Source organism: Vibrio sp. 1727 (assembly GCF_033344415.1).
GTDB lineage: Bacteria > Pseudomonadota > Gammaproteobacteria > Enterobacterales > Vibrionaceae > Vibrio > Vibrio alginolyticus.
Genome location: NZ_JAWPOT010000013.1, coordinates 36,530 through 54,414, shown reverse-complemented (window position 1 = coordinate 54,414; position 17,885 = coordinate 36,530). Strand labels below are relative to the sequence as shown.

Here is a 17,885-nt window from a genome sequence, read left to right as displayed (position 1 = left end):
GTTTGAAACAGAGAATAATAACAGCACTAATTTTAGCTCCCCTGGTTATTTTAGGCATTTTTAAATTACCGCTAATGGGCTTTATTGCCGCTTTAACTGCAATAACGCTATTAGGTTTTTGGGAGTGGACTCAGTTTACAGGAAGCAACTCTCGCATTGCTGCCCTTGTGCCGGCAATCATTATTACCGGACTTAGTTTTCTATACATCTCGCCTGATGCATATAGCCTCAATCACTTAACGACACCTCATTATGTCGTCTTGGGTATTGGTTTTGTTTGGTGGATTATTGCTAGCTTAATGGCGATTACTTACCCCAAAACGACGAAATCTTGGCAAAGTAATTTTGTTTTACGTCATGTATTTGGTTTTCTGACATTAATCCCATTCCTTTGGAGTGTGATTATTCTCAGAGCGTATGACATCACTGTAGATCCATACCACGGCGCAAAGCTTGTGTTGTACGTTTGTTTCTTGGTATGGGCTGCAGATAGCGGCGCCTACTTTGCAGGCAAAAGCTTAGGCAAACGTAAGATGGCTCCTCATGTAAGCCCCAATAAAACCATTGAAGGGTTAATTGGTGGCATTATCACGGCATTAATCGTAGCGTGGGCATTTGCTGATTGGTTCGATATCCAGTTCACTAGCCCTGTCCATATGGTGCTGATTACGCTGGTTACTGTCGTTGTTTCAGTGCTTGGTGATCTGGTTGAAAGTATGTTCAAACGTGTCTCAGGCATTAAAGACAGCAGTAACATTATCCCAGGGCACGGTGGTGTGCTAGATCGTATCGACAGCCTAACCGCAGCATTCCCAGTTTTTGCTCTTCTTTACTACGTATTCTAATTTATCAGGAGCGGCGTCGTCGCTCCTGAGCTTTCTAACGGTCTTACAACATGCAAAAGTTAACGATTCTTGGTGCTACTGGATCAATTGGTGCAAGCACGCTTAAAGTGGTCGAACAAAACCCAGATCTGTTTTCTGTCGTTGCCTTAGCGGCAAGCACTAACGTTGAAAAGATGATCGGTTTATGTCGTCAGTGGCAACCTAAGTATGCGGTCATGGCAGATAAAGCTGCGGCGTCTCAACTTCAAGCTGAGCTACACTCGGTTTCGCCAGGTACCGAAGTGCTAGGTGGTGTTGATGCGCTATGCCATATTGCTTCGCTGGACGAGGTCGACAGTGTAATGGCTGCTATTGTAGGAGCCGCTGGCTTATTGCCTACCATGGCTGCCGTGAAAGCAGGTAAGCGAGTCTTGTTGGCAAATAAAGAAGCACTTGTAATGTCAGGCCAGCTATTTATTGATGCCGTTGAAGAATTTGGCGCAGAGCTACTTCCCGTCGACAGTGAACACAACGCCATTTTCCAATGTTTACCACAGCAAGTACAAACCAATCTGGGTCGTTGCAATTTACAAGAACATGGCATTTCTCATATTTTGTTGACTGGATCTGGTGGCCCTTTCCGTTACACTGACATCGCAGAACTGGAGCAGGTGACACCCGCGCAGGCGATTGCTCATCCAAACTGGTCGATGGGGCCAAAAATTTCTGTTGATTCTGCCACGATGATGAATAAAGGCCTTGAGTATATCGAAGCTAAGTGGCTATTTAATGCTGCTCGCGAACAACTGAAGGTGATTATTCATCCTCAATCTGTGATTCATTCTATGGTTCAGTATCGTGATGGTTCGGTCTTGGCACAAATGGGAGAAGCGGATATGGCGACGCCAATTGCGCTCACCATGTCATACCCGTCAAGAGTAGAAGCTGGGGTTAAGCCGCTAGACTTCACGAAAGTTGGTGAGCTGACGTTTTTGCAGCCTGACTTTGCTCGTTACCCATGTTTAAAACTCGCAATTGATGCTTGTTATGAAGGTCAACACGCAACAACGGCATTGAATGCAGTTAATGAAGTCGCTGTTGATGCATTTTTAAATAACAGACTAGGTTTTACCGATATTGCTCGCATCAATGAGTCTGTGTTGAATAAAATCAACGCAAGCTGCAAAGCTGAGAATGCGAATAGCTTGGAAAGCTTGCTCGAGCTAGATAGAATGGCACGAACTATTGCCCTAGAAACCATACGCGAGCGTAGCTGATGACTGGTATATTGTGGAATCTCATTTCTTTTATCGTCGCACTGGGCATTCTTGTTGCCGTGCACGAATTTGGGCATTTTTGGGTTGCTCGCCGTTGCGGCGTTAAAGTTGAAAAGTTTTCAATCGGTTTCGGCAAGTCTATTTGGAGTAAAGTAGGCAAAGACGGAACGGAGTACAGCATCTCAATGATCCCTCTCGGTGGCTATGTGAAAATGGTTGATAGCCGTGTCGATGAGGTGCCAGAACATGAGAAGCACCTAGCGTTTGATAAGAAGCCGTTATGGAAGCGAACCTCTATTGTTGCGGCTGGCCCCATCTTTAATTTTCTTTTCGCAATTTTTGCCTATTGGCTGGTATTTCTAATTGGTATCCCGGCTGTTAAGCCTGTAATTGGTGAAGTTACGCCCAATTCGATTGTTGCGGAAGCTGGAATTGAATCTGGAATGGAACTTAAATCGATATCTGGTATCAAAACTCCGGATTGGGAATCAGTAAATATGGGATTGATTTCTCATATTGGCGATGATTTGATGACGGTAACACTAACGTCAGCGAATGAAGTTGGTTCAGAAGTAACGAAAACGCTCGATTTACGTGAGTGGAAGTTCGACCCAGAAACTCAGTCAGCGATGCAGTCGTTAGGTTTTGCTCCGTATACACCGGAGGTGTATCGAGTTATCGAGCAGGTCTCGCAAGGTGGAGCGGCGGAAAAAGCCGGTGTGCTTCCAGGTGATGAGGTTGTCGCAATTGGTCAACAACGCGTAACCGAATGGAAGCAAGTGGTTGAAGCGGTTCGTTCTAATCCTGATACACCCCTTGAATTGACGGTGTTGCGTCAGGGTTATGAGCAAACATTGACGCTGACGCCCGGTAGCCGTGAGCTAGCTAACAAAGAAGTCGTTGGTTTTGCAGGTATTGCACCTAAAGTCGCAGAATGGCCAGAAAGTTATCGCTTCGATCTTCAGTTTGGTGTATTCGAGTCAATAGGTAAAGCAGTAGACAAAACTGGCCAAGTCATTGGTTTGACAATCAGCATGCTTAAGAAGCTGATTGTTGGAGACGTTGGTCTGAATAATCTGAGTGGACCAATATCAATAGCCAAAGGCGCAGGCGCGACAGCAGATTATGGTTTGGTCTACTTTTTAGGTTTTCTCGCTCTAATTAGTGTTAACCTAGGTATTATTAATCTCGTTCCTTTACCAATGTTGGATGGCGGTCATTTGTTGTTTTTTGCAATTGAAGCAGTCATTCGACGTCCTGTTCCTGAGAAAGTGCAGGAAATGGGCTTTAGAATTGGTGGTGCGATCATCTTCTCGCTCATGGCGTTAGCGCTATTTAATGATTTTACTCGTCTGTGATAGTTCAGAGACAAAAGCAGTAGCAAGGAATAATTAGAACAAGTATGGCGATTAAGCGAATTCTATTTGCAAGTTTACTGGCGACCAGTGTATCTGCAAATGGAGCAGAGAACTTCGTAGTTCAAGATATTGAAATCGATGGATTGCAGCGTGTAGCACTGGGTGCTGCATTGTTGAAAATGCCTGTACGTGTCGGTGATACCATTGGCCAAGGCGATGTTGCAGAAATTATCCGCGCCCTGTATGCATCTGGTAACTTTGAAGATGTGAAAGTGTTGCGTGACGGTGGTGTTCTGATGGTTCAAGTCAAAGAACGTCCTACCATTGCAAGCATCTCTTTTTCAGGTAACAAAGCAATCAAGGACGAGCAGCTACAAGAAAACCTGAACGCGTCTGGCGTTCGTGAAGGTGAAGCGCTTGACCGCACCACGCTAAGCAACATTGAAAAAGGCTTAGAAGACTTTTACTACAGCGTAGGTAAATACAACGCAACAGTAAAAGCGGTGGTGACTCCACTACCACGTAATCGTTCTGATCTTAAGTTTGTCTTTACTGAAGGTGTGTCGGCAAAAATTCAGCAAATCAACTTTATCGGTAATGAAGTGTTCAGTGATGAAGAACTGCTTTCGCGCTTTAACTTAAATGTTGATGTGCCGTGGTGGAATTTCCTTTCTGATGAAAAGTATCAAAAGCAAGTTCTTGCAGGTGATATTGAAGCACTCAAATCATTCTACCTGGATCGTGGTTACTTAAAATTTAACGTTGATTCGACACAAGTTGCAATCTCTCCTGACAAGAAAGGGGTATACATTACTCTTGGTCTAGAAGAGGGCGAGGTTTACACCGTTAAGGACGTGAAGTTCCGTGGTGATTTGATTGGTGAGGAAGCGACGTTCGAAAGACTTGTGCCATTTGAAGACAATGAGACATACAACGGCTCGTTGGTGACTTCAATGGAAGAAGGGATTAAGCGTGTGCTTGGTGAGTCCGGTTATGCTTATCCTCAAGTGAATACCATTCCAGAGTTTGACGACGAGAATCAAGAAGTTTCTTTGGTCGTTAACGTAGACCCGGGTAACCGAATTTATGTTCGTGATATTCGCTTCACGGGTAATAACTCAACCAAAGATGAAGTCCTTCGTCGTGAAATGCGTCAGATGGAAGGCAGTTGGTTGAACTCGAAATCGATTGAAACGGGTAAAACTCGTCTAAATCGTTTGGGCTACTTTGAAAATGTTGAAGTACAGACGGTTCGAGTTCCTGGTAGTGATGATCAAGTTGACCTAGTTTACTCTGTCAAAGAAGCGAACTCTGGTAGCGTTAACTTCGGTGTTGGCTACGGTACAGAATCGGGTGTGAGCTTCCAGGTTGGCCTGCAACAAGATAACTTTATTGGTAGCGGTAACCGTGTTGGTATCAATGCGATGATGAATGACTACCAGAAAAACATCAGTCTAGATTACCGTGATCCGTACTGGAACTTAGACGGTGTAAGCTTAGGTGGTAAGGTTTTCTATAACGAATTTGAAGCGAAAGAAGCCAATATCGTTGACTATACCAACGAAAGCTATGGCGCGAGCTTAACGTGGGGCTTCCCATTCGATGAGTTGAACCGTTTTGAATTCGGTGTCGGTTATACGCACAACAAGATCGGTAACTTATCGCCTTACTTGCAGGTAGAGCAGTTCTTACGAGCACAAGCAGACAACATTGATTCTAGTGGGGCGTTGAACACAAACGACTTCGACTTCAATATCTCTTGGACACGTAATAACTTAAACCGTGGTTACTTCCCAACGGCAGGTAACCATCAGCGTGCATTCTATAAAATGACCGTACCTGGCTCTGACGTTCAATACTTCAAAATGCAGTACGATGTTCGCCAGTATGTGCCATTGACTAAAAAGCACGAGTTTACCCTCTTGTTCCGTGGCCGCTTAGGTTACGGTAATGGTTACGGTCAAACGGATGGTAACGATAACTTGTTCCCATTCTACGAAAACTACTACGCAGGTGGCTTTACATCGCTTCGTGGCTTTGGCTCAAACTCTGTTGGTCCTAAAGCGGTTTACCGTGATACATCTGGTTCAAACAATGGCGCAGATACAGCAACAGATGACTCTGTTGGTGGTAACGCCGTAGCGCTAGCAAGTGTTGAGTTGATTGTCCCAACACCATTTGCATCAGAAGAAGTACAAAACCAAATTCGTACCAGTATCTTCTTTGATATGGCAAGTGTTTGGGATACGGAGTTTGACTACCGCGATTCAGGTGCGGAATATGGTGACCGTTACTACTACGATTACTCAGATCCAACCAACTACCGCTCTTCTTACGGTGCGGCGTTGCAGTGGATGTCTCCAATGGGGCCACTAGTATTCTCACTAGCGAAACCAATTAAGAAATTTGATGGCGATGATGAAGAGTTCTTCACATTCACTATCGGTAGAACTTTCTAAAGAGGAAAATATTTTGAATAAAATGATCAAAGCGGCTGGGATTGGCCTTCTTGTACTGAGCTCTTCAATGTTTGCAAATGCGGCAGAAGCTGCACAGAAAATTGCTTACGTAAATACAGCTCAAGTTTTTCAAGCTCTTCCTCAACGTGAAGTTGTACTACAAAAAATGCAGAAAGACTTCAAAAGCAAAGCTGATGAACTGAAGTCAATCCAAGCACAAGCTAAAACAAAGATTGAGAAGCTACAACGTGACGGCGAGCTTTTGGGTCAAGACGAAGTTGAAAAGCTACGTATCGATATCGCGAAGCTAGACAGCGAGTACAAAGTGAAAGCACAAGCACTTGAAAAAGCAAGTGCGCGTCGTGAAGCTGAAGAAAAAGCGAAGCTTTTCAAAACGATTCAAGATGCAGTTAAGAAAGTCGCAGACAAAAATGGTTACGATCTTGTGATTGATATCTCTGCTTTGCAGTACGGCAAGCCAGAATACAATATCTCTGAAGACGTAATTAAAGCTCTAAAATAAGAAGTTATGAAGACATTGACATTAGCCGAATTGGCGACAATTACCGGGGGTGAGCTGTTTGGTGACGAGTCTCTCGTTGTAAGCCGTGTTGCCCCAATGGATAAAGCACGAGAAGGTGACGTAACCTTCTTGTCTAACCCAAAATACGCAAAACACCTTTCTGAGTGCCAAGCTACCGTTGTTATGGTAAAGGCTGAGCATAAAGATCAATGCGTTGGAAATGCGCTAGTGGTTTCAGACCCTTATGTCGCATTTGCTCGTGTGGTCCAAGCGATGGATACCACACCAAAACCGGCAGACGATATTGCACCAAGTGCTGTGATTGCCGCTGACGTTAAAATGGGTGAGAACGTTACAATCGGCGCTAACGCCGTGATTGAAACGGGCGTGGAACTCGGCGACAACGTAAGCGTTGGTGCTGGTTGTTTTATCGGTAAGAACGCCAAGCTAGGGAATAACACCAAGCTTTGGGCTAATGTCACTATCTACCATGAAGTGTCATTGGGTGATGACTGTCTCGTTCAATCGGGTACCGTCATTGGCTCTGATGGCTTCGGTTATGCGAATGACAAAGGCGAGTGGATCAAAATCCCTCAGCTTGGTTCAGTGCGTATCGGTAACCGCGTTGAGATTGGTGCTTGTACTACGATTGACCGCGGTGCACTCGAAGATACTATCATTGAAGACAATGTCATTCTGGATAACCAACTTCAAATCGCGCACAACGTGCAGATCGGATATGGTACCGTGATGCCTGGTGGTACTATTGTCGCGGGCAGTACAAAAATTGGTAAGTACTGCCAGATTGGCGGCGCGTCTGTTCTGAATGGCCATATCACTATCGCAGATGGTGTGGCGATTACAGGTATGGGCATGGTAATGCGCAGTATCGAAGAAAAAGGCCTTTACTCATCAGGTATTCCACTACAAACGAACAGAGAGTGGCGTAAAACTGCAACTCGAGTTCACCGTATTGATGAGATGAATAAGCGCCTGAAAGCGGTTGAAAAACAGCTGGAACAGAAAGAAGAAATTTAGAACAAGTTATCTTTCGCTCTGTATTTAACGTGAAAGCTAACAGGCTCTAGTTCCATATTCTGTACGAAGACTCGCGAAATGCGGGTCTTTTTCTTCTATAATGACGCGCTCTAAGTAGATTTAACTCCAAGATGGTGCGTATTTTGCTAGTATATTGCAAAGCGATTCGGCTTTACGACCTGTTGCCACGTTTGCCATCTTGGCGGCAAAAAATTGATATAGGAAGACGACTTTGACTACTGAAAAGAAAACGATGAACATCTCTGAAATTCAAGAGCTACTACCTCATCGCTACCCATTCTTATTGATCGACCGAGTGATAGACTTCCAAGAAGAGAAGTACCTTCACGCGATTAAAAACGTGTCGGTTAACGAACCTCAGTTCACAGGTCACTTTCCTCAACTACCAGTATTCCCAGGTGTTTTGATTTTAGAAGCAATGGCTCAGGCAACAGGCTTACTTGCATTTAAATCATTTGGTGCACCAACAGAAAATGAACTGTACTACTTTGCAAGCGTAGACGGCGCGAAATTCCGTAAACCAGTGGTTCCGGGCGACCAATTGGTTATTGAGGTAGAATTTCTGAAAGAACGTCGCGGCATTGCTGCATTTAGCGGTGTAGCAAAAGTTGACGGCGAAGTGGTATGTTCTGCAGAACTGAAGTGTGCTCGTCGAGAGTTTTAATATGATTCATGAAACCGCTAAAATCCACCCGGCAGCGGTGGTAGAAGAGGGCGCCAAAATTGGTGCTAACGTAACAGTAGGTCCTTTTACGTACATCACCTCTACGGTTGAAATTGGTGAAGGCACAGAAGTGATGTCTCACGTTGTGATCAAAGGTCACACGACTATTGGCAAAGATAACCGTATTTTCCCACATGCTGTCATCGGCGAAGAAAACCAAGACAAAAAATACGGTGGTGAAGACACAACTGTGGTTATCGGTGACCGTAACGTCATTCGTGAAGCGGTCCAAGTTCACCGCGGCACAGTGCAGGACAAAGCAACCACGATCATTGGTGATGACAACTTATTGTGTGTGAATGCACACGTTGCGCATGATGTTGTTATTGGTAACCACACTCATATCGGTAATAACTCGATTCTTGGTGGTCACGTTACTGTTGATGATTATGCCGGTGTGATGGCACTGTCTGCGATTCATCCGTTTTGTACAGTGGGCGCTTACGCTTACATTGGCGGCTGTTCAGCTGTGGTGCAAGATGTCCCAGCTTATGTACTCGCGCAAGGTAACCACGCTACTCCATTCGGCTTGAACCTTGTTGGCTTGAAGCGTAATGGCTTTGAGAAACCAGAGATTCGTGCGCTACAAAAAGCGTATAAAGAAATCTACCGTTCAGGTAAGACGCTAGAAGAAGTGAAGCCTATTCTGGCTGAAATGGCTCAAGAGTGGCCGGCTGTGAAGCGTTTCTCAGATATTCTGGAAACGACGGAACGTGGCATTATTCGTTAATTGGCGAATGAACCAATAAATAAAAAGATCGTGACCGAATTTGAGGTTACGATCTTTTTGTGTTTTATGGATAAGGCAAACCGTTATCCATAGCGCACAGGAAAAATAGCGAAGTAGATATGGAAAGACCATTACGTATTGGCATCATTGCCGGAGAATTGTCTGGCGATACGCTAGGTGAAGGCTTTATCAAAGCAGTAAAGCAGCAATATCCAGACGCAGAGTTCGTAGGCATTGGCGGTCCGAAAATGATAGCCCAAGGTTGCGAGTCTCTGTTTGATATGGAAGAGCTTGCGGTGATGGGATTAGTCGAGGTTTTAGGCCGCTTACCGAGACTTCTTAAAGTGAAAGCTGAGCTCGTTCAGTATTTTACTCAGAATCCGCCTGATGTTTTCATCGGGATCGATGCTCCTGACTTCAACTTACGCTTGGAGCTTGACCTCAAGCAAGCGGGCATTAAAACCGTTCATTACGTGAGTCCGTCTGTTTGGGCTTGGCGTCAGAAGCGCATCTTTAAAATAGAAGCGGCAACGAACTTGGTGCTAGCATTTCTTCCGTTTGAGAAAGCGTTTTACGACAAATTTAATGTACCTTGCGAGTTCATTGGTCATACCTTGGCTGATGCCATCCCACTAGAATCAGAACAAGCGCCTGCACGTGAGTTGCTTGGTTTAGAACAAGATAAAAAGTGGCTTGCTGTCCTGCCAGGCAGTCGTGGTAGCGAGTTAAAAATGCTCTCAGAGCCATTTATTGAAACCTGCAAGTTACTCCATAACAAATTTCCAGAACTGGGGTTTGTTGTCGCGCTTGTTAATCAAAAACGCCGTGAGCAGTTTGAACAAGCATGGAAAGAGCTAGCGCCAGAGTTGGACTTCAAGTTAGTTGATGACACCGCACGCAACGTCATCACCGCATCCGATGCTGTGATGTTGGCCTCCGGTACCGTAGCGTTGGAGTGTATGCTTCTCAAGCGTCCAATGGTGGTGGGTTATCGTGTGAATGCATTTACTGCTTTCTTAGCTAAACGTCTATTGAAAACGAAGTATGTGTCATTGCCGAATATCTTGGCGGATGATGAGCTCGTCAAAGAATATCTACAAGATGAGTGCACACCAGACAATTTGTTTACTGAGGTTTCTCGCTTATTGGAAAGCGACAATAAACCGATGTTAGATAAGTTTACGGAAATGCATCATTGGATCCGTAAAGATGCGGATCAACAAGCCGCAAACGCGGTTCTAAAACTGATTGAAAAATAGAGATTTATCATGGCTGTTAAACCAAAAGCGACCAAAACCAAAGTTGAACTCCCTCCGTTTGAATATCCGCAAGGTTACCAGCTTGTGGCCGGAGTCGACGAGGTAGGACGTGGTCCTTTGGTGGGAGACGTCGTCACCGCTGCGGTTATCCTTGATCCTAACAATCCTATTGAAGGGTTGAACGATTCGAAAAAATTGACCGAAAAGAAACGCATGGCGTTGCTTCCTGAAATCAAAGAAAAAGCATTGGCGTGGGCGGTCGGGCGTTGTTCTCCTGAAGAAATCGATCAACTGAATATTTTGCAGGCGACTATGGTTGCGATGCAGCGTGCAGTGGCGGGGTTACAGGTTCAACCTGATTTGGTGTTGATTGATGGTAACCGTTGTCCGGAGCTGCCAATGGATGCTCAAGCTGTAGTAAAAGGCGATCTACGTGTTGCCGAAATCAGTGCGGCTTCAATTATTGCCAAAGTCGTGCGTGACCAAGAGATGGAAGAGTTGGATAAACTTCATCCACAATTTGGCTTCGCGAAGCACAAAGGTTACCCAACTAAAGCGCACTTTGAAGCGATTGAGCAACACGGAGTGATCAGTGAACACCGCAAGAGTTTCAAGCCAGTAAAAAAAGCGTTAGGCATAGAATAATCAAACGATCTAATTGGTGTTATAAACCCAACCTCTTTAGGTTAGAATCCCCAACAAAATAGAGTTACACGGTACCTGTTAATGTCAGATCCCAAATTCATCCACCTGCGTGTTCATAGTGACTTCTCGATGGTGGATGGCCTCAACAAAGTTCCGCCAATCGTAAAGAAAGTTGCTGAGCTCGGTATGCCCGCAATGGCGTTGACCGACTTTACCAACCTATGTGGTTTGGTGAAGTTTTACGGTACGGCGCATGGCAGTGGTGTTAAACCGATCATCGGTGCTGACTTTAAAATGCAGTCGGACGAGTTTGGTGAAGAGCTGACTCAAGTGACTTTGCTTGCGGCGGATAATGTGGGTTATAAGAACCTGACGTTATTGATATCAAAAGCGTACTTACGTGGACATGTTCAACACCACCCTGTGATTGATAAAGCCTGGTTGGCTGAAATGTCTGAAGGCTTGATTGTATTATCCGGCGGTAAAAGCGGGGAAATTGGCCGCGGCCTTTTGAAAGGCAACCGTCAAATAGTGCAGGGGTGTGTTGATTTTTATAAACAGCATTTTCCAGATCGCTTTTATCTTGAGCTACTTCGTACCGGTCGTCCAGATGAAGAAACTTATCTTCACTTTGCGGTTGAATTGGCAGAGCAGCAAGACTTGCCAGTAGTGGCGACCAATGAAGTTGTATTCCTGAGTCCAGACCTATTTGATGCTCATGAAATACGCGTAGCGATTCACGATGGTTACACATTAGAAGATCCGCGTAGGCCAAAAAACTACAGTCCGCAGCAATATCTTCGTACAGAAGAAGAAATGTGTGAGCTGTTTGCTGATATTCCTGAAGCGTTAGAAAACAGTGTCGAGATAGCGAAGCGTTGTAACGTGACTGTGCGCTTAGGTGAGTACTTCCTACCAGCTTTCCCAACCGAAGGGATGAAAGAGACTGAGTTCCTAGTCATGAAATCCCGAGAGGGGTTGGAAGAGCGTTTAGAGTTCCTATTTCCAGATGAGGAAGAGAGAAAACGTCGCCGACCTGAATATGATGAACGTCTTCAGATAGAGCTAGATGTTATCAACCAAATGGGATTTCCTGGTTACTTCTTGATCGTAATGGAGTTCATCCAGTGGTCAAAAGATAATGGAATTCCTGTCGGTCCTGGACGTGGTTCCGGTGCTGGTTCTTTGGTGGCTTACGCACTAAAAATCACCGATCTGGATCCACTAGAATATGACTTGCTGTTCGAACGTTTCTTGAACCCAGAACGTGTTTCGATGCCCGATTTCGACGTCGATTTCTGTATGGATAAACGTGACCAGGTTATTGACCACGTTGCGGAAATGTACGGTCGCGACGCGGTATCTCAGATCATCACGTTTGGTACCATGGCGGCAAAAGCGGTAATCCGTGACGTTGGCCGCGTATTAGGCCACCCATTTGGTTTTGTTGATCGTATTTCAAAGCTGATCCCGCCCGATCCAGGCATGACGCTAGATAAAGCGTTTAAGGCTGAACCTGCACTACCTGAATTGTATGAGGCCGATGAGGAAGTTAAAGAACTCATCGACATGTGTCATATTTTGGAAGGCTGTACGCGAAACGCCGGTAAACACGCTGGTGGTGTTGTAATTTCACCTACAACAATTACCGATTTTGCGCCAATTTATGCAGACGCTGAAGGTCACTTTCCGGTTACTCAATTTGATAAAAACGATGTTGAGACCGCTGGCCTAGTTAAGTTTGACTTCTTGGGTTTACGTACCTTAACCATTATTGACTGGGCGTTAGGACTGATTAACCCACGCCTAGAGCGAGAAGGGAAAGAACCGGTTCAAATTGAATCCATACCGTTAGAAGACCCTGCCTCTTTCCGTTTGTTGCAAAACTCTGAAACGACAGCAGTATTCCAGCTTGAATCTCGAGGCATGAAAGAGCTGATCAAACGACTTCAGCCAGACTGTTTCGAAGACATTATCGCATTGGTAGCACTCTTCCGTCCGGGTCCTTTGCAATCGGGCATGGTAGATAACTTTATCGACCGTAAACATGGTCGAGAAGCGATCTCTTATCCAGATGAAAAGTGGCAACACGAGTCGCTAAAAGAGACGCTTGATCCAACCTACGGCATCATCCTGTACCAAGAGCAGGTAATGCAGATTGCGCAGATCTTAGCAGGTTACACGCTAGGTGGTGCGGACATGCTTCGTCGTGCAATGGGTAAGAAAAAGCCAGAAGAGATGGCAAAACAACGTGCTATCTTTGAAGAAGGTGCGATAAAGAACGGTATCGATGGCGAGTTGGCGATGAAAATCTTCGACTTGGTAGAGAAGTTCGCCGGTTATGGTTTTAACAAATCGCACTCTGCTGCTTATGCATTGGTTTCTTATCAGACTCTTTGGCTGAAAACACATTACCCTGCCGAATTTATGGCTGCGGTAATGACAGCCGATATGGATAACACGGAAAAAGTCGTTGGCTTGGTCGATGAGTGTTTCCGTATGAAGCTCACCGTGCTGCCACCAGACATCAACTCTGGCTTATATCGCTTTAATGTTGATGAAAATGGCGCAATTGTTTACGGTATTGGTGCGATAAAAGGGGTAGGTGAGGGTCCTATCGATGCGATTCTTGAGGCGAGAAATAAAGGTGGTCACTTTAAAGACCTATTTGATTTCTGTGCTCGAGTTGATCTAAAACGCGTCAATAAACGAGTGATAGAGAAGCTGATTTACGCGGGCGCGTTGGATCGACTAGGCCCACACCGCGCGGCGATGATGGCGTCACTCAATGATGCGGTAAAAGCAGCAAGTCAACATCACCAAGCTGAAGCGTTTGGTCAAACGGATATGTTTGGTGTGCTAACGGATGCACCTGAAGAAGTAGAGCATAAGTATACGCAGGTTCCGCCTTGGCCAGAAAAAGTGTGGTTAGAGGGCGAGCGTGATACCCTAGGTCTATATTTGACAGGGCACCCAATTAACGCCTACGTAAAGGAACTAAACAAATACACCAGTTGTCGACTAAAAGACGCAACGCCCACTCGCCGCGACCAATCTGTCACGGTGGCAGGTCTGGTTATTGCCGCTCGTGTAATGACGACTAAGCGTGGTACACGAATTGGCATTATGACACTGGATGACCGAAGTGGTCGCATGGAAGTGATGTTGTTCTCAGATGCACTGGATCGATACGCTGAACTTCTCGAAAAAGACAGAATTTTGGTCGTTTCTGGACAGGTCAGCTTTGATGACTTCAACGGTGGCCTTAAAATGTCGGCGCGTGAAGTTATGGATCTCGGCAGTGCGCGCGAGAAATACGCTCGTGGTTTGTCGGTATCGATAGATGCAAATCAGATCAACGATCAGTTTTTTGAGCAGTTCAGCCGTATTTTAGAACCGCACAAAGCCGGAACCGTACCCGTCAATGTATACTACCAGCGTGCCGACGCCAGAGCGCGGTTAACATTGGGCACCGAGTGGCGAGTTACGCCAAGTGATACATTACTCGACGATTTAAAACAGTTGCTTGGCAAAAGCCAGGTAGAACTCGAATTTAACTAAAAATTCAGCGCAATATGTTAGACGCTGGTAAACAAGGATTCATAGATGAGCCTAAACTTTCTTGAATTTGAAAAGCCAATTGCAGAACTAGAAGCGAAAATTGAAGCATTACGTGATGTCTCTCGTCACGGTGGTGATTCTGCGATTGACCTGGATAAAGAAATCGAACAGCTTGAGAAGAAAAGCTTAGAGCTGAAGAAAAAAACCTTCAGTGACCTAGGTGCATGGGAAACAGCTCAACTGGCTCGTCACCCACTACGTCCTTACACGCTGGATTACATCCAACACGCTTTTGAGGAGTTTGATGAATTAGCGGGTGACCGCGCGTTTGCAGACGACAAAGCGATTGTGGGTGGCATGGCTCGCCTTGAAGGCCGCCCTGTGATGATCATTGGTCACCAAAAAGGTCGTGAGACCAAAGAAAAGGTGAAACGTAACTTTGGTATGCCGAAACCAGAAGGCTACCGTAAGGCTCTACGCTTGATGGAAATGGCAGAGCGTTTCAACATGCCGATCATCACATTTATTGACACGGCTGGCGCATACCCAGGTGTGGGCGCAGAAGAACGTGGTCAATCTGAAGCTATCGCGAAAAACCTAAAAGTGATGTCTGGTCTTAAAGTACCAGTAATCTGTAACGTTGTTGGTGAAGGCGGTTCTGGTGGTGCACTAGCAATCGGTGTAGGCGACTACGTGAACATGCTTCAGTACTCTACGTACTCAGTAATTTCTCCTGAGGGTTGTGCTTCAATCTTATGGCGTGATTCAGACAAAGCGCCACAAGCGGCAGAGGCAATGGGCCTAACTGCTCCGCGTCTTAAAGAGCTTGAACTGATCGACGAAATCATCGAAGAGCCACTAGGCGGCGCTCATCGCGATCATGTTCAAATGGCAGCGAATATGAAAGCGACACTACTTCGTCAGTTAGAAGATCTAGAACAATTGGATGAAGAGGCGCTACGTGAACGTCGTTACCAGCGCCTAATGAGCTACGGTTACTGTTAATTTCGGTGATTGCTTTTAAGCGTTAGCTGATATCTCAATTGATAACAGTTAAAATAGAAAGGGTTGGATGAGAGTCCAGCCCTTTTTTGCACCTATCGGATCGTTTATGGAATCGCTTTACCTGCATTTTGCTCAAGTTCTCGGCCGCTACTATCAATCAGGCACTAAGGTTGTCTTGGCGTTTAGCGGAGGAGTGGATTCACGTCTTTTACTCGAATTACTCAGTCGCTACCAACAAGCGCACTCTGTAGAGTGTCACGCTGTGTATGTGCACCATGGTTTAAGCTCGAATGCCGATAATTGGGCCGATAAATGCTTACTTTGGGCACAACAAGTGGGGATATCGTGCTCGATCGAGCGAGTGAGCTTAGACATCAGCAATGGTGAAAGTATTGAACTTCTTGCTCGTGAAGCTCGCTACCAAGCCTTAACTAAGTACATTCAAGAAGGCGATATACTGTTGACTGGTCAACATGCCGACGATCAAATAGAGACTTTTCTCCTTGCGCTTAAGCGCGGTAGCGGGCCAAAAGGGTTATCTTCGATGGCGGAGAGTATGCCGTTTTCTTGCGGATCTCTAGTTCGACCATTGCTTACTATCAAGCGGAAGACCATCGAAGACGCCGCTACTAAATTAGGCTTGGAGTGGGTGGAAGACGAAAGCAATCAAGATACCCGTTATGATCGTAACTTTCTTCGTCATTGTGTTGTTCCTGAATTGTCTGGTCGTTGGCCGAGTATCCATCAAGCGGTTCAGCGCAGTGCAAGCTTATGTGCTCAACAAGAAGCACTATTGGATGAACTATTGAGCGCGGTGTTTGAACGCGCTTTACAAACGGATCTAAGTTTGAGTATTGAAGAACTGGCTAAGCACAGTGAATTAGCACGTGCGCGCTTGATTCGTATGTGGCTAGCTAAGCTTAATACTAGTATGCCGACTCAGGTACAACTCAATCTTATCTGGAATGAAGTGGCATTAGCTCAGCAAGATGCCAACCCCAAACTACAACTTAAACAAGGTGAAGTGCGCCGTTTTCGAAATCGTCTCTATTGGGTAAAGGAAACGGCTGATGTCACTAAGTGGCAAAGTACGATTCAAGTTGATGCGACTTTGTCGCTGCCTGAGGGACTCGGGGAGCTGACCTTAACGACGAGTTCTAGCAACGCAACGATTGCGCTTCCGAGTCAGCCAGAATTGCTTCGCGTGACCTTTAATCCGGAAGGCTTATCAGCGCATCCAACCACGCGTAATCACAGTCGAAAACTGAAGAAGTTGTTCCAAGAATACAATGTGCCAAGCTGGCTGCGTCGTCAAATTCCGATTTTGATGTATCAAGACCGAGTCGTTGCTGTGGCAGATCTGTTCGTTGATCAGGCATTTAATGGTCAAGATTGTGAACTTATTTGGCGCAGGTAATGAAAATTCATGCCACAATGTCGATTATAAAATATAAAAATCCTTAAATAATAATTGATTAGGTGAAGCAATGAAGAAAACAATCATGGGTGCAATGGTGGCGTTAACCATGTTCAGTGGGCAGGCTCTAGCTGCGGGAGATGCTGCAGCAGGTCAAGCAAAGTCGGGAGTATGCGCGGCGTGTCATGGCGCTGATGGTATTGCTGTCATTCCGGGTTACCCAAATCTGAAAGGGCAAAATGAGCAATATATTATCAGTTCAATTAAAGCTTATAAAAATAAAGAGCGAACAGGTGGGCTTGCTGCTGTGATGCAAGCTCAAGCTTCATTGTTGTCTGATGAAGATATCGCTAACCTAGCGGCTTACTACGCAAGTTTGAAGTAAACGCGAGTCTGAAAAAGCTTGGACGATTGGGCATTGAGCAGTCCTCATTGGGTTTTATCAACTCACGATATTCGCTATGTTAATTTGCTCAGCCTGGATTTTCGCTGGTGGATCAGAGACAAACATTGAATGTTGCGAAACGCTAAACGATAATAAGCGCAATCGATTGAAGCTTAAGGGATGAACATGAAAAAAATTGAAGCGATTATCAAGCCATTTAAACTGGATGATGTTCGAGAAGCGCTAGCTGAAGTTGGCATTACAGGGATGACCGTCTCTGAAGTGAAAGGCTTTGGTCGCCAAAAAGGTCACACCGAGCTTTACCGTGGTGCAGAGTACATGGTGGACTTTCTACCTAAAGTGAAGCTCGAAATCGTTGTAACGGAAGATGTGGCTGATAAATGCGTAGAGACAATCATTGAAACCGCGCAAACTGGTAAGATTGGTGATGGTAAAATATTCGTCACTGATATTGAGCGTGTGGTTCGTATTCGTACTGGTGAAGAAGACGAAGACGCGATCTAAGGTTTCTTGTCACTTGTTTCGTATTTATTATGCTAAAAGGGAGCCAAGTGGCTCCTTTTTTGTTGTTTGCTTATTAGTGAAATCATTTAACCCGAGATTGGTTGTTCTAGATTTCGGGTGCCTACATTCAGGTT

Annotated in this window: 15 protein-coding genes; all 15 read left to right on the top strand. The window is 45.3% G+C overall.

Annotation, left to right across the window (positions count from 1 at the left end; all coding sequences use genetic code 11):
- Positions 1-2: 2 nt before the first annotated feature.
- The 15 genes from R8O10_RS13550 (at position 3) to glnB (ending at position 17,751) form a co-directional block, all read left to right on the top strand.
- Positions 3-845 (top strand): phosphatidate cytidylyltransferase, encoded by an 843-nt coding sequence (locus R8O10_RS13550; protein ID WP_031779042.1) that lies wholly within the window; start codon positions 3-5, stop codon positions 843-845.
- A gap of 50 nt (positions 846-895) precedes the next feature.
- On the top strand, positions 896-2,101 hold the full coding sequence (gene ispC, locus R8O10_RS13545; RefSeq protein ID WP_238843869.1) for a 1-deoxy-D-xylulose-5-phosphate reductoisomerase: 1,206 nt from the start codon (positions 896-898) through the stop codon (positions 2,099-2,101).
- Complete coding sequence (rseP, locus tag R8O10_RS13540; RefSeq protein ID WP_005380334.1) at positions 2,101-3,459, top strand: sigma E protease regulator RseP; 1,359 nt, start codon at positions 2,101-2,103, stop codon at positions 3,457-3,459. The genes ispC and rseP overlap by 1 nt, the downstream gene beginning before the upstream one ends.
- A gap of 44 nt (positions 3,460-3,503) precedes the next feature.
- Positions 3,504-5,918: an outer membrane protein assembly factor BamA gene (bamA, locus tag R8O10_RS13535; protein WP_005391802.1), complete on the top strand. Its 2,415-nt coding sequence runs from the start codon at positions 3,504-3,506 to the stop codon at positions 5,916-5,918.
- Positions 5,919-5,931: 13 nt separating this feature from the next.
- Positions 5,932-6,441, top strand: coding sequence for an OmpH family outer membrane protein (locus tag R8O10_RS13530; RefSeq protein ID WP_005391804.1), 510 nt, complete (start codon positions 5,932-5,934; stop codon positions 6,439-6,441).
- Positions 6,442-6,447: 6 nt separating this feature from the next.
- Entirely contained in the window at positions 6,448-7,479 is a 1,032-nt protein-coding gene (gene lpxD, locus R8O10_RS13525; RefSeq protein ID WP_054577588.1) for a UDP-3-O-(3-hydroxymyristoyl)glucosamine N-acyltransferase, read from the top strand.
- A 232-nt stretch (positions 7,480-7,711) separates the two neighbouring features.
- Positions 7,712-8,164, top strand: a complete 453-nt coding sequence (gene fabZ / locus R8O10_RS13520) for a 3-hydroxyacyl-ACP dehydratase FabZ (protein WP_005380349.1) — start codon at positions 7,712-7,714, stop codon at positions 8,162-8,164.
- Position 8,165: 1 nt separating this feature from the next.
- Positions 8,166-8,954: an acyl-ACP--UDP-N-acetylglucosamine O-acyltransferase gene (lpxA, locus tag R8O10_RS13515; protein WP_005380357.1), complete on the top strand. Its 789-nt coding sequence runs from the start codon at positions 8,166-8,168 to the stop codon at positions 8,952-8,954.
- A gap of 119 nt (positions 8,955-9,073) precedes the next feature.
- Positions 9,074-10,213, top strand: a complete 1,140-nt coding sequence (gene lpxB / locus R8O10_RS13510) for a lipid-A-disaccharide synthase (protein WP_053306717.1) — start codon at positions 9,074-9,076, stop codon at positions 10,211-10,213.
- A 9-nt stretch (positions 10,214-10,222) separates the two neighbouring features.
- Complete coding sequence (gene rnhB, locus R8O10_RS13505; protein WP_005380361.1) at positions 10,223-10,858, top strand: ribonuclease HII; 636 nt, start codon at positions 10,223-10,225, stop codon at positions 10,856-10,858.
- Positions 10,859-10,939: 81 nt separating this feature from the next.
- Complete coding sequence (dnaE, locus tag R8O10_RS13500) at positions 10,940-14,419, top strand: DNA polymerase III subunit alpha (protein ID WP_005385364.1); 3,480 nt, start codon at positions 10,940-10,942, stop codon at positions 14,417-14,419.
- Positions 14,420-14,464: 45 nt separating this feature from the next.
- A complete protein-coding gene (gene accA, locus R8O10_RS13495) occupies positions 14,465-15,424 on the top strand; it encodes an acetyl-CoA carboxylase carboxyl transferase subunit alpha (RefSeq protein WP_054577592.1) in 960 nt (319 codons plus the stop codon).
- Positions 15,425-15,530: 106 nt separating this feature from the next.
- On the top strand, positions 15,531-16,841 hold the full coding sequence (tilS, locus tag R8O10_RS13490) for a tRNA lysidine(34) synthetase TilS (protein ID WP_213874844.1): 1,311 nt from the start codon (positions 15,531-15,533) through the stop codon (positions 16,839-16,841).
- Between the two features lie 70 nt (positions 16,842-16,911).
- On the top strand, positions 16,912-17,226 hold the full coding sequence (locus R8O10_RS13485; protein ID WP_017636043.1) for a c-type cytochrome: 315 nt from the start codon (positions 16,912-16,914) through the stop codon (positions 17,224-17,226).
- Positions 17,227-17,412: 186 nt separating this feature from the next.
- Positions 17,413-17,751, top strand: coding sequence for a nitrogen regulatory protein P-II (gene glnB, locus R8O10_RS13480; RefSeq protein ID WP_005380372.1), 339 nt, complete (start codon positions 17,413-17,415; stop codon positions 17,749-17,751).
- Positions 17,752-17,885: the final 134 nt, after the last annotated feature.